This window comes from Pseudomonas sp. 86_A (assembly GCF_017491705.1).
GTDB lineage: Bacteria > Pseudomonadota > Gammaproteobacteria > Pseudomonadales > Pseudomonadaceae > Aquipseudomonas > Aquipseudomonas koreensis.
The window spans coordinates 279389-294458 of sequence record NZ_JAFGYS010000001.1; the positions used below are offsets into that span (position 1 = coordinate 279389).

At 61.3% G+C, this 15070-nt stretch carries 13 protein-coding genes; 9 read left to right on the forward strand and 4 right to left on the reverse strand.

The window, feature by feature from the left end; translation table 11 throughout:
• The first annotated feature begins 73 nt into the window (after positions 1 to 73).
• From J5M57_RS01305 to paoC, 5 genes are all read left to right on the forward strand, one after another.
• The gene (locus J5M57_RS01305; protein ID WP_207849862.1) at positions 74 to 346 is read left to right on the forward strand and encodes a hypothetical protein; all 273 of its coding nucleotides are present in this window, start codon (positions 74 to 76) and stop codon (positions 344 to 346) included.
• A 196-nt stretch (positions 347 to 542) separates the two neighbouring features.
• Entirely contained in the window at positions 543 to 2297 is a 1755-nt protein-coding gene (locus J5M57_RS01310) for an L-lactate permease (RefSeq protein ID WP_207849905.1), read from the forward strand.
• Positions 2298 to 2618: 321 nt separating this feature from the next.
• A complete protein-coding gene (gene paoA / locus J5M57_RS01315) occupies positions 2619 to 3266 on the forward strand; it encodes an aldehyde dehydrogenase iron-sulfur subunit PaoA (protein WP_268241012.1) in 648 nt (215 codons plus the stop codon).
• On the forward strand, positions 3263 to 4219 hold the full coding sequence (locus tag J5M57_RS01320) for a xanthine dehydrogenase family protein subunit M (RefSeq protein ID WP_169841316.1): 957 nt from the start codon (positions 3263 to 3265) through the stop codon (positions 4217 to 4219). Before paoA ends, J5M57_RS01320 begins: the two co-directional genes overlap by 4 nt.
• Positions 4216 to 6414: an aldehyde oxidoreductase molybdenum-binding subunit PaoC gene (gene paoC, locus J5M57_RS01325; RefSeq protein ID WP_207849863.1), complete on the forward strand. Its 2199-nt coding sequence runs from the start codon at positions 4216 to 4218 to the stop codon at positions 6412 to 6414. Before J5M57_RS01320 ends, paoC begins: the two co-directional genes overlap by 4 nt.
• A 112-nt stretch (positions 6415 to 6526) precedes the next feature.
• Here paoC and J5M57_RS01330 read toward each other — a convergent pair whose 3' ends face one another.
• Entirely contained in the window at positions 6527 to 6958 is a 432-nt protein-coding gene (locus J5M57_RS01330) for a cupin domain-containing protein (RefSeq protein ID WP_207849864.1), read from the reverse strand.
• Between the two features lie 210 nt (positions 6959 to 7168).
• On the opposite strand from J5M57_RS01330, the gene J5M57_RS01335 reads away from it, so the two are divergent.
• Entirely contained in the window at positions 7169 to 8062 is an 894-nt protein-coding gene (locus tag J5M57_RS01335) for a LysR family transcriptional regulator (protein ID WP_207849865.1), read from the forward strand.
• A 9-nt stretch (positions 8063 to 8071) separates the two neighbouring features.
• On the opposite strand, the gene J5M57_RS01340 is transcribed toward J5M57_RS01335, so the two are convergent.
• Together J5M57_RS01340 and J5M57_RS01345 are read right to left on the reverse strand one after the other, a co-directional pair.
• Positions 8072 to 8275 (reverse strand): hypothetical protein, encoded by a 204-nt coding sequence (locus J5M57_RS01340; RefSeq protein ID WP_207849866.1) that lies wholly within the window; start codon positions 8273 to 8275, stop codon positions 8072 to 8074.
• A 174-nt stretch (positions 8276 to 8449) separates the two neighbouring features.
• Complete coding sequence (locus J5M57_RS01345; protein ID WP_207849867.1) at positions 8450 to 9394, reverse strand: aldo/keto reductase; 945 nt, start codon at positions 9392 to 9394, stop codon at positions 8450 to 8452.
• Between the two features lie 112 nt (positions 9395 to 9506).
• Here J5M57_RS01345 and J5M57_RS01350 point away from each other — a divergent pair, with 112 nt between their 5' ends.
• From J5M57_RS01350 to J5M57_RS01360, 3 genes are all read left to right on the forward strand, one after another.
• Entirely contained in the window at positions 9507 to 10280 is a 774-nt protein-coding gene (locus J5M57_RS01350; protein ID WP_207849868.1) for an alpha/beta fold hydrolase, read from the forward strand.
• Positions 10281 to 10540: 260 nt separating this feature from the next.
• Positions 10541 to 11407, forward strand: coding sequence for a CAP domain-containing protein (locus J5M57_RS01355; RefSeq protein ID WP_207849869.1), 867 nt, complete (start codon positions 10541 to 10543; stop codon positions 11405 to 11407).
• Between the two features lie 545 nt (positions 11408 to 11952).
• On the forward strand, positions 11953 to 12384 hold the full coding sequence (locus tag J5M57_RS01360; RefSeq protein ID WP_207849870.1) for a nuclear transport factor 2 family protein: 432 nt from the start codon (positions 11953 to 11955) through the stop codon (positions 12382 to 12384).
• A gap of 636 nt (positions 12385 to 13020) precedes the next feature.
• Here the strand turns inward: J5M57_RS01360 and mqo are convergent.
• Positions 13021 to 14664 (reverse strand): malate dehydrogenase (quinone), encoded by a 1644-nt coding sequence (mqo, locus tag J5M57_RS01365; protein WP_207849871.1) that lies wholly within the window; start codon positions 14662 to 14664, stop codon positions 13021 to 13023.
• Positions 14665 to 15070: the final 406 nt, after the last annotated feature.

Below are 15070 nucleotides of genomic sequence, written 5' to 3' on the forward strand. Positions count from 1 at the left end.
CACGATTGCCTTCCGCCCGCCGCCCGGCAGAGGCACGATTACCCCATCCGAGACGCAACGAGGAGTACCCATCATGATTCGCCCCATCACACTCTCCGTCAGTTTCCCGGTGTTTGGCAGCAACTATTACCAACAGCACGTGGTGTCGCGCAAAGCGCAGGCGCTGGTGTTCAACGAAGATTTCGACGATGTGCTGATGCCCGCCGCGAGCAATCACTTCAGCAATGAAGTGGTCGGCATCAACGATCAGTTCCGCTTTCTGAGCGACATACTCGCCACCCATTTGCTGGATCTCGAGGCCTCTGCGCCTGCGCATTCCAGCGTCCGGGCGAGCGCTCATTTTTAATTGCCGAGGACGTTCCCGTTGCGCGAACGCAGCCCCTGAAACCACCCAACAAACGGACCTGGATTCACTGACCGGCCACGACCGTTGATCGGCCCGCCGTCCGCACCCGGACGGCGGCGAAATGCCACCTATACTGCTGGTTATCACCCCCGACGCAACGGACCTGCGCCTCGATAACAACAAGCAGAGGTGGACCATGGTCTGGCAGCAAATCTACGACCCGTTCGGCAATCCGGTGATCTCCACGCTCATGGCCGCCGTTCCGGTGGTGGTGATGCTCGCGGCGCTGGCGTTCTTTCACGTAAAGGCGCATCTGGCCGCCCTGCTCGCCTTGGCATCGGCGCTGCTGATCTCGATCTTCGCCTTCGGCATGCCGGCGAGCATGGCCGGTTCGGCAGCGCTGTTCGGTGCGGCCAACGGCTTGCTGCCGATCGGCTGGATCGTGCTCAACATCATCTTTCTGCACCGCCTGACCACCGAGAACGGCTCGTTCAAAGTGCTGCAGGATTCCCTCGCACGCATCACCGATGACCGGCGTTTGCAGTTATTGCTGATCGCTTTCTGCTTCGGTGCGTTTTTCGAAGGGGCGGCCGGGTTCGGCACGCCCGTGGCCGTGACCGGGGCGATTCTGATCGGCCTCGGGTTTTCGCCGTTGGCCGCGTCGGGTCTGGCGTTGATTGCCAACACCGCCCCGGTGGCATTCGGCGCGCTCGGCACGCCGATCATCACCCTGGCCAAGGTCACCGGCCTGGATGAAATGGAACTGTCGATGATGGTCGGTCGGCAGCTGCCGTTTTTCTCGGTGCTGGTGCCGTTCTGGTTGATCTGGGCGTTTGCCGGATGGCGCAAGATGCTGGAAATCTGGCCGGCGATTCTGGTGGCCGGGGTCAGCTTCGCGGTGCCGCAGTTCCTCATCTCGAACTACCACGGGCCGATGCTGGTGGACGTGATCGCCGCACTGATTTCCATGGCTTGTCTGACCCTGTTTCTGCGGGTCTGGAAACCGGCGACGGTGTACACCTCGGCCGCGCTGTCGGGGCGCGTCGACAACTCGCGGGTCGAGGAAGAAAAAGTCACCGCCAGCGCTGCCTTCAGTGATCAGGCGCGCCCCGCAGTGATGCGCGCGTGGATGCCATGGATCATCCTCACCGTGTTCGTGTTTGCCTGGGGCACCCAGGGTTTCAAGAACATTTTCGACGTGCGCCCGGCGCTGGACCCGGTGACCCACTCGGTGAAACTCGATCCGCAAGGCAAACCGCTCAACGAGGCCAACCCGATTTTTTCGCCGGCGCTGACCTTCACCACCCTGCACCTGCAAGTGCAGAAAGTCCCGCCTGTGGTCCCGGCGCCGAAAGCCGAAGAGGCGATCTACAAGTTCACCTGGTTCACCGCCACCGGCAGCGGCATTCTGCTGGCGGCGATTGTCGGCGGGCTGCTGATGGGCTACTCGATCCCGCAGTTGCTCAAGCAATACCTGCGCACGCTGTGGGTGGTGCGGTTTTCGCTGATCACCATTGCCGCGATGCTCGCGCTGGGGTTCCTCACGCGCTACTCGGGGCTGGATGCAACCATGGGTCTGGCGTTTGCCGCGACCGGGGTGTTCTACCCGATGTTCGGCACCCTGCTCGGCTGGCTCGGCGTGGCGTTGACCGGCTCGGACACGGCCTCGAACGTGTTGTTCGGCGGGCTGCAACGGGTGACCTCGGAACAGCTGGGCATCAGCCCGATCCTGATGGCGGCGGCCAACAGTTCCGGCGGGGTGATGGGCAAGATGGTCGATGCGCAATCGATCGTGGTCGCCTCCACCGCCACCCGCTGGTATGGGCATGAGGGCGAGATTCTGCGCTACGTGTTCTTCCACTCGATTGTGCTGGCGACGCTGGTGGGCGGGCTGGTGACGTTGCAGGCGTACGTGGCGCCGTTTACGCATATGGTGGTCGGCGGGCATTGAGTCGGTCGTAACGTCCTCTTCGCGAGCAGGCTCGCTCCCACAGTCGGAACGCGTGTGCGTTGTGGGAGCGAGCCTGCTCGCGAAAGCGCCATGTCATTCGACCAGAGACGACCTGACCCACCGCCTTCGGGAGCCAGTCGAATCGTCGCACCGCCCCACCCACATTTAGCTCAGCGCCACTCAGCAGATTGATGAGCCATGCGCATAACTCTATAGCGCAAATCCGCAAAAACCTTTTCCCCTCCGCGCAGGTCATTCCAAGAACGAGACCGGCAAGCATGCCGGCGCGCCCGATTGGGCCTTTCTATCCCTGCCGTCCTGATTAAGCCAGAGAGGAATCGAAGCATGACGATTTCCCGACGAAGATTCCTGATCCTCGGTGCCGTGACCGCCACTGCGTTTGCAATGCCGCCTTTTATTAGCCTCAAGGCCTACGCGGCCAGTCTGGAGCAACCGGCCATGGCCAAAGTAACGATCAACGTCAACGGTAAACCCCGAGCCCTTGAAGTCGACAACCGTACCACCCTGCTCGATGCCCTGCGCGAGCACCTGCAACTGACCGGCAGCAAAAAAGGCTGCGACCATGGCCAGTGCGGCGCCTGCACCGTCATCGCCGATGGCCGCCGGATCAATGCCTGCCTGACCCTGGCGGTGATGCACGAAGGCCGTGAGATCACCACCATCGAAGGCCTCGGCATGCCCGACAACTTGCACCCGATGCAGGCTGCGTTCATCAAGCACGACGGCTACCAGTGCGGCTATTGCACGCCGGGGCAGATCTGCTCGGCGGTATCCGTGCTCAAGGAAATCCGCGAGGGCATTCCCAGCCACGTCAGCCCCAGCCTGACCGACGCACCGCAACTGATTGCCAGCGAATTCCAGGAGCGCATGAGCGGCAACATCTGCCGCTGCGGCGCCTATTCCAACATCATCGAAGCCATCACTGAAGTTGCGGAGGTGCCGGCATGAGGCCGTTCAATTACAGCCGCGCCGATTCCCCCGCCGCAGCCGCAGCGCTGGCGGCGCAAGTCGAAGGCGCCAAGTTCATCGCCGGCGGCACCAACCTGCTGGACCTGATGAAACTCGACATCGAAACCCCGCTGCACCTGATCGACGTCAACCACCTGGGCCTCGATCAAATCGAAGCCACACCCGAAGGCGGATTGCGCATCGGTGCACTGGTGCGCAACACCGATCTGGCCGCCGACAGCCGCGTGCGCAAAGACTACGCGTTGCTCTCTCGCGCCTTGCTCGCCGGGGCTTCCGGCCAGTTGCGCAACATGGCGAGCACCGCCGGCAACCTGCTGCAACGCACCCGTTGCCCGTACTTCTATGACGTCAATCAGGCGTGCAACAAGCGCCAGCCCGGCAGCGGATGCGCGGCGATTGGCGGGGTCAGTCGGCAACTGGGGCTGATCGGCGTCAGCGACGCCTGCATCGCCACCCACCCCAGCGACATGGCGATTGCCATGCGCGCGCTCGATGCGCAGGTTGAAACGGTCAAACCCGATGGCAGCACACGCAGCATCGCCATCGCCGATTTCCATCAGCTCCCGGGCAACACGCCGAACATCGAAACCAGCCTCACCCCCGGCGAGTTCATCACTTCGGTGACCCTGCCCGCCCCGGTCGGCGGCACGCACATTTATCACAAGGTGCGCGATCGTTCGTCGTATGCCTTTGCCCTGGTATCGGTCGGGTTGATCCTGCAAAAGGACGGCAGCGGTCGCGTGGCGGTGGGCGGCATTGCGCCGAAACCATGGCGGGTCGAAGACGCCGACGCGTTGCTGCCCAACGGCGCAAAAGCCGTGAGCCAGCGCCTGCTCGACGGTGCCACGCCAACCCATGACAACCAATTCAAACTGACCCTGGTCGAGCGCACGCTCGGCTCGGTGTTGGCGCAAGCGAGGGATGAAGCATGAAGTTCGACACGCCCGCCACCACCAACCCGATCGATCAATTGAAGGTCATCGGCAAACCCACCGACCGCGTTGAAGGCCCGCTGAAAACCAGCGGCCAGGCACCCTATGCCTATGAGCAGCACCACGCGGTTGAGCATCAGGCCTACGGTTTCATGGTCGGCTCGGCGATCGCCAAGGGCCGTATCAGCCACATTGATCTCGACGCGGCCGAAGCCGCACCGGGTGTGCTGGCGATTGTCACCGCCGCCAATGCCGGCAAGCTCGGCAAGGGCAAATACAACTCGGCGCCGCTGCTCGCCGGGCCCGAAGTGCAGCACTATCATCAGGCCGTGGCGCTGGTGGTCGCCGAGACTTTTGAACAGGCCCGTGCTGCGGCGCAACTGGTCAAGGTGGATTACGTCGCAGCCAAAGGCGAGTTCGATCTGGCCAGCGTGCGCGACCAGGGTGTCGAAGACAAAGAAGAACTGCCCGACGTCACCCACGGCGACTTCGACAAGGCGTTCGCCGCCGCGCCGGTGCAATTCGACCAGACCTACACCACCCCCGATCAGTCCCACGCGATGATGGAGCCGCACGCCACACTGGCGGCGTGGAAAGGTGATCATCTGACCTTGTGGACCTCCAACCAGATGATCGCCTGGAGCGTCGGCGACATCGCCACCACCCTTGGCCTGCCCAAGGAAAACGTACGCCTGGTCTCGCCGTACATTGGTGGAGGCTTCGGCGGCAAACTGTTTATCCGCGCCGACGCGATCCTCGCCGCCCTCGGCGCGCGCCTGGCCAACCGCCCGGTGAAAGTCGCCCTCGCCCGCCCGCAAATGGCCAACAACACCACCCACCGCCCGGCCACAATCCAGCGCATTCGCTTGGGTGCCACGGCGGACGGCAAGCTCAGCGCCATCGCCCACGAAGGCTGGTCGGGCAACCTCAAGGACGGCAAGGTCGAAGTCGCGGCGCAGCCGAGTCAGTTGCTCTATGCCGCAGAAAACCGCCGGGTGACCATGCGTCTGTCACCGCTGGACCTACCCGAAGGCAACTCGATGCGCGCGCCAGGTGAGGCGCCGGGCTTGATGGCGCTGGAAATCGCCATGGACGAGATGGCCGAGCAGCTCAAGCTCGACCCGATCCAGTTCCGCATTCTCAACGACACCCAGGTCGATCCGGTGAAAACCGAGCGCCCGTTCTCGCAGCGGCGCCTGATCGAATGCCTGCAGACCGGCGCCGAAAAATTCGGCTGGAACCAGCGCAACGCCACACCCGGCAGCCGTCGCGAAGGTCGCTGGCTGATCGGCATGGGGGTCGCCGCCGCGATCCGCAACAATTTGCTGTTGAAGTCCGGCGCCCGGGTACGCCTGGAGCGCGACGGCAAGGTCACGGTGGAAACCGACATGACCGACATCGGCACCGGCAGCTACACCATCATCGCCCAGACAGCGGCCGAGATGATGGGCGTGCAACTGGCGGATGTCAGCGTGCGCCTGGGTGATTCAACGTTCCCGGTGTCATCCGGCTCCGGCGGCCAGTTCGGCGCCAACTGCTCGACCGCCGGGGTGTATGCCGCGTGCATGAAACTGCGCGAAGCGGTGGCCGGCAAACTCGGCTTGAGCGGCAGCGATGTCGAGTTTGTCGACGGTCAGGTGCGTGCCGGTGGCAAGACTCTGCCGCTGCGTGATGCCGCGAAAGATGGCGCTGTCGAGGTCGAGGACAGCATCGAGTTCGCCGACCTCGCCAAGCAGTATCAGCAGTCGACCTTCGGTGCGCATTTTGTCGAAGTGGCGGTGGACGCGGCAACCGGTGAAGTCCGCGTGCGGCGCATGCTCGCGGTGTGCGCGGCGGGACGGATTCTCAACCCGAAAGCGGCGCGCAGTCAGGTCATCGGGGCGATGACCATGGGCGTCGGCGCGGCGTTGATGGAGGAGCTGGCGGTGGATAAGCGGCTGGGCTTTTTCGTCAACCACGACCTGGCCGGGTACGAGGTGCCGGTGCATGCCGACATCCCCCATCAGGAGGTGGTATTCCTCGACGAGACCGATCCGATTTCGTCGCCGATGAAAGCCAAGGGTGTGGGGGAACTGGGGATTTGCGGCGTGAGTGCGGCAGTGGCGAATGCGATCTACAACGCCACCGGGGCGCGGGTGCGCGAGTATCCGATTACGCTGGACAAGGTTCTCGATTCTTTGCCGCCGATGACCTGATTCCCCCCCTGTAGGAGCTGCCGCAGGCTCGGGCCGCGTTCGGACGATCTTTTGACTTTAGCTTCTTCAAACAAGCGCAAAAGATCGCAGCCTGCGGCAGCTCCTACAGGGATCAGTGCGGGTATTGCGCCGCGCTTACCTGCTCCAGCCACTCCACCACTTCGCCATCCAGCACTTCGGCAATCGCAATGTGCGTCATCGCCGTGGTCGGCGCGGCGCCGTGCCAGTGCTTCACTTGCGGCGCGATCCACACGGTATCGCCGGGGCGGATTTCGCGAACCGGCTGACCCCATTCCTGCACAAAACCTGAACCGGCGGTGACGATCAGCGTCTGACCCAACGGATGACTGTGCCACGCGGTACGTGCGCCCGGCTCGAATGTCACCGTGGCGCCGCTGACACGCGCGGCATCGCTGCCCTTGAACGGCGCATCGACACGCACGGTGCCGGTGAACCAGTCCGCCGGGCCTTTGGCCGAGGGTTGTGAACCATTGGCGGTGACGGTGACGCCTGAGAACGGCGCATTGGCAGCAACTGAATTCATCACAAGACTCCAAATCTGTAAGAGACCTCCCTGTAGGAGCTGCCGCAGGCTGCGATCTTTGATCTTGATCCTGAAAACAAAGTCAAAAGATCGTCCGAACGCGGCCCGAGCCTGCGGCAGCTCCTACAGGAAAACTTCCAGCACTTTAGCGAGCCGTACTGTTCAGATAATCGACTAGAATTCGAAAAAACTTATGCAGGACACTCATCAATGCTTCGAGAAAACGCCAGTGACCTGCTCGCCTTCCTCGCCGTGGCCCGCGAGCGCAGTTTCACCAAAGCGGCGGCCAAACTTGGCGTCTCGCAATCGGCGCTCAGCCATACCATTCGCGCCCTCGAAGCGCGCCTGGGGCTGCGCCTGCTGACCCGTACCACCCGCAGCGTCTCCCCGACCGAGGCCGGCGAACATTTGCTGCAGACCATCGGCCCGCGTTTCGAAGAGATCGAAGTCGAATTGGCGGCCCTGAGCAACCTGCGCGAAACCCCGGCCGGCCGCATCCGCATCAGCGCCACCGACCATTCGTTGAACTGGCTGCTGAGGCCGGTGCTCAAGGAGTTTCTGCCGAAATACCCGGACATCGCCGTGGAGGTGATCTGCGACTACGGTTTCGTCGACATTGCCGGGCAAGGTTTCGACGCCGGCATCCGCCTGGGCGAAGACGTCGCGCAAGGCATGATCGCCACCCGCATCGGCCCGGACATGCGCATGGCGGTGGTCGGCTCTCCGGCTTACTTCACCAGCCGTACCCGGCCGGAGACGCCGCGAGACCTGACCGCCCACGCCTGCAACAACCTGCGCCTGCCCACTAACGGCGGGCTGTACACCTGGGAGTTCGAGAAGGACGGCGAAAGCCTCAAGGTGCGGGTGTCCGGGCAAGTCACCCTGAATGGCGTCTACCCGCTGCTCGACGCCGCGCTGGACGGTTTCGGCCTCAGCTACATCCCGGAAAACATCGTTGCCCCGCACCTGGCCGACGGGCGTCTGGTGCAAGTGCTGGCAGACTGGTGCCCGACGTTTGCCGGTTATCACCTGTACTACCCGAGCCGGCGGCAGGCCGCACCGGCGTTTGCCTTGTTGCTGGAGGCGTTGCGCTACCGCCACTGATCGCGCCGATCACTTTTTATAACACCCGGCACTGCGCCAGTAAGATTTGGCCAGCGCGACGGCTTCCGCTGTCGAACTGGCGATCACCGTTGCCTCTTGTCCGCGCTCATATCCCAGACAGATGTACTCCGCTGTCTCTGCGCAGGCACTCATGGAGGCCGCCAACAGCCAGGCCGCGACAACGCCGGTCAACATCCGGCAGACCCGGTTCATGGAGGTTCTTCCCTATCGAAACGTGGATCTCCATGATTGTTCGCAGCAACGGCTTCGCCAACTGTCATATCTGACAGTTGCTTAGAGGGTTTGGAAATAACAGGACGCTTAACCCGGCATAATCTGTGCAAAAACCGACGTTGCTCGCTCCTGAGAGGGCCGTGGTGCGGCCTGTTATTTTACCCACTCAATCAACTGATACCGCTGCGCATCGGTGAGCATCGGCCCGAACCCGGCGCCGGCGTTATCCGCCATGTAGCGCGGATTGCCGGTGCCGGGAATCACGCAGGTCACCGCCGGGTTCGCCAGCAGGTATTTCAGCGCCAGTTGCGGCCAGCTGTTGACTTGAACGTCCGAGACCCAGGCCGGCAACGGTTTGCCCTTGAGCCGCGCGAGCAACCCGCCTCCACCGAACGGCCGATTGCAGATCACCGCCACTCCACGATCACGGCACAGCGGCAGAATGCGTTTTTCCACGCTGCGATCATCGAGGGCGTAGTTGATTTGCAGGAAGTCGAGCGGTTCGGCCTTGAGCAGCGCTTCGACTTCGTCGTAGGCCGAAGACGTGTAATGGCTGATGCCGATGTAGCGGATGCGTCCCTGTTCTTTCCATTCGCGCAGGGTCGGCAGATGGCTCTGCCAGTCCAGCAGATTGTGAATCTGCATCAGGTCGATGCGCTCGGTGCGCAGCAGGCGGAAGGAGTGTTCCATCTGCGCGATGCCCTCCTCGCGCCCGCGGGTCCAGACCTTGGTCGCCAGAAACGCGGGGGAACGCGGTTCGTGGATCGACAGCAGCTCGCCGGTGGTTTGCTCGGCACGGCCGTACATCGGTGAGCTGTCGATCAGCGTGCCACCCTTTCTGAACAGCTCGTCGAGCACCGCCGGCAATGGCTTGTAAGCCGGATCGCCCGGCGCGACATCAAAGCCGCGATAAGTGCCCAGGCCCACCATGGGCAGCAATTCGGCGCTGGAAGGGATGGCGCGGGTCTGCATGGTCTGGCCTCCTGAAGTGTTCGGCGAGGTGGCGGTGGCCAACGCCCGGTGCAAAGTGAAAACCGCCGAAACCCCGGCAGCCAGCGTGAGCAGGCGGCGCCGCGAGTAACCCTCAGTGTGGCGCATGCCGGTGCTCCTGCTGCGTGGATCTGTTGCAGGGTGTGTGGCATGGCGATCAGCACCTATCGCTGAACTACACTGCCTTTACGCACCTGCGCGTCCCGTTAAAGTTAGCCGAATGTCCCGAACCGTCCTGTCACTCGTCGCATTGATTGTCGCGCTGTACCTGGCGCTGTGTGCGGCGGTGTTCGTGTTTCAGCGCTCGCTGATCTATTTCCCGCAGACCGAGAGCGCCGTCGCCACGCCGGATTCGCGGCTGAAACTGTCGATGCCGGATGCCGATGTCTGGGTGAGCGTTCGCGAACGCGCCGGGCCAAAGGCGCTGATCTACTTTGGCGGCAACGCCGAGGACGTGTCGCGCAACCTGCCGTCGTTCAGCCAGGCCTTTCCCGATTACGCAGTGTTCCTGATGAACTACCGGGGGTTTGGCGGCAGCGGCGGCGCGCCCTCGGAGGAAGCGATCGCCGAAGATGCACTGGCCCTGTTCGACCGGGTGTACGCCAGCCATCCGCAGATTGCCGTGATCGGGCGCAGCCTGGGATCCGGGGTGGCGGTACGGCTGGCAAGTCAGCGTCCAGCGAGCCGGCTGATTCTGGTGACGCCGTACAACAGCCTCGAAGAAATCGCCGTTCGCCAATACCCGTGGCTGCCGGTGCAGTGGATGCTCAAGGACCGTTTCGAGTCGGGCCGCTATGCCGCGCACATCCAGGTGCCGACGTTGCTGCTGGCGGCCAGCGATGACCAAGTGATTCCACGGGACAGCACGCAGCGGCTGCTGGCGCATTTCCCCAAAGGCGTGGCGACGCTGCGGGTGGTGCCGGACGCGGGGCATAACTCGATTTCCGAGCGGGAGCAGTATCTGCAGTGGATGGGGGATGTGCTCAATCGCTGATGTCTGTTTATTGCATTGCCTGGACTGGCCGCTTCGCGAGCAGGCTCGCTCTCACCTTGGCAATGCGTGCTCCCTGTGGGAGCGAGCCTGCTCGCGAAGGCGCCAGTCCATGCAACACAACATTCAGGCCCGCCCTTCATCAACCCAGCAAAAAAGCCTTTTGGCCAGCATGAACCAAGTCTCAAAAGCCCAGTCCTAGTGGCGCCGCACCCTGCGGTCGCCCACTTCAGCACTGTCCTTTTCCCAGAGCTTGCCGTCCCATGCGCCACACCGTTCGCCCATACCGCTTCGTTTCGTTGTGCCTGCTGATCCTTTCCCCACTGTTCACCGAGACCGCTCACGCCAGCGAGGAGCGGCAACTGGTGGCCGCCATCAACGACTACCGCGCCCATCCGCAACGCTGCGATCGTCGGCCGGCGCAACGTCTGGCGCCACTGTCGTTGAAATCGAATCTGGCGCTGCCGATCGGCTATGGCTACGGCGGTGGCTTGCGCGAGACGTTGAAGTCCGCGGGTTATGCGGCAGTGGCGGTACGCAGTATCCGCATCATCGGTGCCGGGGATGCCGAAGAAGCCTTTGAACAGCTGCAAGACAGCCACTGCACCGCGCTGCTCGACGCCCAATACGCCGACATTGGCGTCAGCCGTTCCCGCGGTGAATGGCAAGTGGTGCTGGCCCGACCGGTGCTCGACAGTCATGTCGGCGACACCCGCAACGTCGGCCAAGCGCTGCTCGCCGAGGTCAACGCCGCCCGCGCGCGCCCAAGGATGTGCGGGCGCCAGCGTTTCGCCGCCGCGAGGCCGTTGAGCTGGAACGCCGCATTGGGCGCGGCGGCTCAGGGCCACAGTAAGGCCATGGCTTACGGCAACTACTTCGCGCACCGCGATCCTGATGGAGATCTGCCCGCAGATCGCGCCCGGGCAGCGGGTTATCGGGGCCGACAGATTGGTGAAAACATCGCCGCCGGGCAGAGTTCACCGGGCAAAGCCATGGCCGGATGGCTGGCCAGTCCGGGGCATTGTGCGAATTTGATGAACCCGATGTTTACCCAGGTGGGGGCCGGGTTTGCCAGCGAGGCGCGCAGTGATGAAGGGGTTTACTGGACAATGCTGTTTGGCGCGCCATGATTTTTGCAGTGAAGCGGCGGGCCCTTTCGCCAGCGGGCTCGCACCGGCCTGTTGTCCGGTGTCTGCGAAAACACAGGGGCGAGCCTGCGGATTTCTGCCGGGATCAGCCTCCCAGAGTTTCCCGAAGGTCGGCACTTCAGGGAGGGCTGATACCGGTTACTTGGGTGGGTGGGTTTTCTTCAGGCTACCCGTCAAACCGGAGAAATCGTCGCCAGCATCCCGATCAGAATGGTCAATGTCAGAAACCCACCCAGGAAAATCGCCATCTTGTTCATGCTGCTCTCCTTAATGCTGAGCTTGCGGTGCACCGGGCGCTTCGGGATGAAGCACTGCCGCGAGTGACCGAATTTGCAGGGGTATTCTGAGCGCCTGACTGAACCGGTTACAGAGGCAGATCCAAGAGAAAAATACGGATCAGATGCCCATCTGATCCGCTCTGCCCATAGCCCGGTATTCAGATCAGCACACAAAGGTTCGTGATCCGCCTCTTTGAACTAGAGTGATTGCCGTCGCGTGAAGAACAACAACAATCCCAGGAGTGGTCAATGTCCGAACTGAACCTGCACCCCAACGCCGCCGAATCCCTGAAGCACTGGCACGAGATGATCCGTACCGGCAACCTCAAAGCCTTGCCCGAACTGCTCGAGCCGAACGCGGTGTTCCGCTCGCCCATGGCCCACACCCCCTACCCCGGTGCGCCAGTGGTGACGATGATCCTCAACACCGTGTTCGACGTGTTCGAAGATTTCAAATACCACCGCGAACTGGTGACTGCCGACGGTTTGAATGTGGTGCTGGAGTTCAGTGCCAGGGTGGGGGCGAAGGAGTTGAAGGGGATCGACATGATTCGCTTCGATGAGGCCGGGAAGATTGTCGAGTTTGAGGTGATGGTGCGCCCGTTGAGTGGGTTGCAGGCCCTCGGCGAAGAGATGGGCCGGCGGCTTGGCGCCTATCTGGTGAGCACCAAGCCCGCTTAGAAACGGCGGCGAAACAAATACCACTGATCCGTGACTGGTTTAGTGGGCTATTTAATGAAATATTTTAAAAAACTTATATCCGATACCTTTTCATTCTTAATTCGGAAATGAAAAAAAAATATAAAGAACTGTCAGATTTTACAGGTTAATAAAAAAGGAAGGATGATTAACCTGAGGTTCAATCATTGGGATTCGCTGCACATGCGGGTTCTCGTCAGATGATTGATGCCTACAAACAAGGAGAGATGAAAATGGTATTCAAAGACCAAGTTGGAAAAAGTCAGGTGCCAGGCGTATCGATACCCGCAGGCAGCCCGGGCTCCCCAAATGAACTCAAAGGGAGCCCATTACCTAAGGAACACAAATTCTACTGTATTTGCGAAGCTTGTAAAAAAGACAGAGGCAACAGGACAGGAAGTGATGCAGTTTATTCACAATGGTATATGCACGATCCTATCTATCCATGAAGAAAGGCGAATACTTATCGCGCATATGGACAATGTTTCTGTGACAAATAGCCGATAGGAGACTCCCTTGAACGGGTGAATTGGCACAGATCGATACTGATTTGTATTGCTCAAAAAAAGCCCACTGACCGTTGCCGGTTCAGTGGGCTTTTGTGTATCTGGCGTCTAGTTACAGCGCCATGTCACGTGCAGCGTTTTCCTTCGGTGCTTCAGCTTTTTCAGATGCTGGTGCAGCCGGAGCAGCCTGACCGATGACCGGCGGCGTTGGCAGTTCGAGGATCTTGGCGGTGTACGCCCACTCTTGTGCCACTTTGGCCGGATCGCTGTTCAGCTGGGTGCCGTAGCTTGGAACGATCTGGTGCAGCTTGGCTTGCCACTCAGGGGTCGCGACTTTGTCTTTGAAGACTTTCTGCAGCACGCTCAGCATGATCGGTGCAGCGGTCGACGCGCCTGGCGATGCGCCCAGCAGGCCGGCGATGGAGCCGTCTTGTGCAGCAACGATTTCGGTGCCCAGTTTCAGCACGCCGCCAGCGGCTTCATCACGCTTGATGATTTGCACGCGTTGGCCGGCTTGCCACAGGCGCCAGTCTTCGGCTTTGGCGTTCGGGAAGTATTCCTTCAGCGCGTTCAGACGGTCTTCATCCGACAGCATCAGTTGACCGGCCAGGTACTCGACCAGCGGGTATTCCTTGATGCCGACCTTGGTCATCGGCCAGATGTTGTGGGTGGTGGTGCTGGTCAGCAGGTCCAGGTAAGAGCCTTCTTTCAGGAACTTGGTGCTGAAGGTCGCGAATGGGCCAAACAGAATGACGCGCTTGCCATCCAGAACACGGGTGTCCAGGTGCGGAACCGACATTGGCGGTGCGCCAACCGAGGCTTTACCGTAGGCCTTGGCCAGGTGCTGCTCGGCGATGGCCGGGTTATCGGTCACCAGGAACGAGCCGCCTACCGGGAAGCCAGCATATTCCTTGGCTTCAGGAATGCCCGACTTCTGCAGCAGGTGCAGAGCGCCGCCACCGGCGCCGATGAACACGAACTTGGCGTCGGTTTCGGTCTTGGTGCCGTCTTTCAGGTTTTTGTAGCTGACGCGCCAGGTGCCGTCGGCGTTCTTGGTGATGTCTTCGACTTCGCTCGACAGTTTCAGGTCGAAGTTAGGCTTGGTCTGCAGGTAACCGGCGAACTGGCGGGTAATTTCGCCGAAGTTCATGTCGGTACCCAGCGGGCTCCAGGTGGCCGCGATTTTCTGGTTCGGGTCACGCCCTTCCATCATCAGCGGGACCCACTTCTTGATCACAGCCGGGTCTTCGGAGTACTGCATGCCGGCAAACAGCGGGCTCGCTTGCAGGGCTTCGTAGCGCTTTTTCAGGAACTTGATGTTGTCATCACCCCACACGAAGCTCATGTGCGGCGTGGTGTTGATGAACGAGCGAGGGTTCTTCAGAACGCCTTGCTGAACCTGCCAGGCCCAGAACTGACGGGACACCTGGAACGCTTCGTTGATCTCGACGGCTTTCGGGATCGTTACGTTGCCCTTGTCGTCTTCCGGGGTGTAGTTCAGCTCGGCCAGCGCCGAGTGACCGGTACCGGCGTTGTTCCAGCCGTTGGAGCTTTCCAGGGCGACGCCATCAAGGCGCTCGACCATTTCCATCGACCAGCTCGGTTCCAGCTCATTGATCCACACACCCAGGGTGGTGCTCATGATGCCGCCGCCGATCAGCAGGACGTCAACTTTCTTTGCTTCTGCAGCATTGGCGGACGACATCCCCATCGCCAAAGCCAGCCCGAGCAAGGCTGTGTTCACTTTCTTAAACATCCGTTGCACCTATGATAAAACGCCTTCCGCCCGCCGCTGTTGTGGGTATGAGGGCCTTTTGTCGCGACACTCAGGCCAGGGTCGCGGGCACCTTCACACTGCAATTTTGACGGGTGGGCACACAAGGCCGATGTACCGCATCGACCTCAGTTAATGTCCCTTCTGAACTGACTTTTTATCATTATTGGCTTCAGCTACTTGAGCGACAGGGATCCCGTCAGCCCGCCAAAAGGCAGGCAGACCGAATTAGGTCAAACCAAGTTGGCGCGAAGAATATCACGTCAGGGCAAACCCGCGCGTCTGTTCCCGACTTGAGAGTCTTTTTCCGCTCTGGGCGTTTATCGGCCGATCCGGGCTGAACATGACCTCAATAGCGGCTTGCTGAAGGCTTTTAGCAAAATGTGCA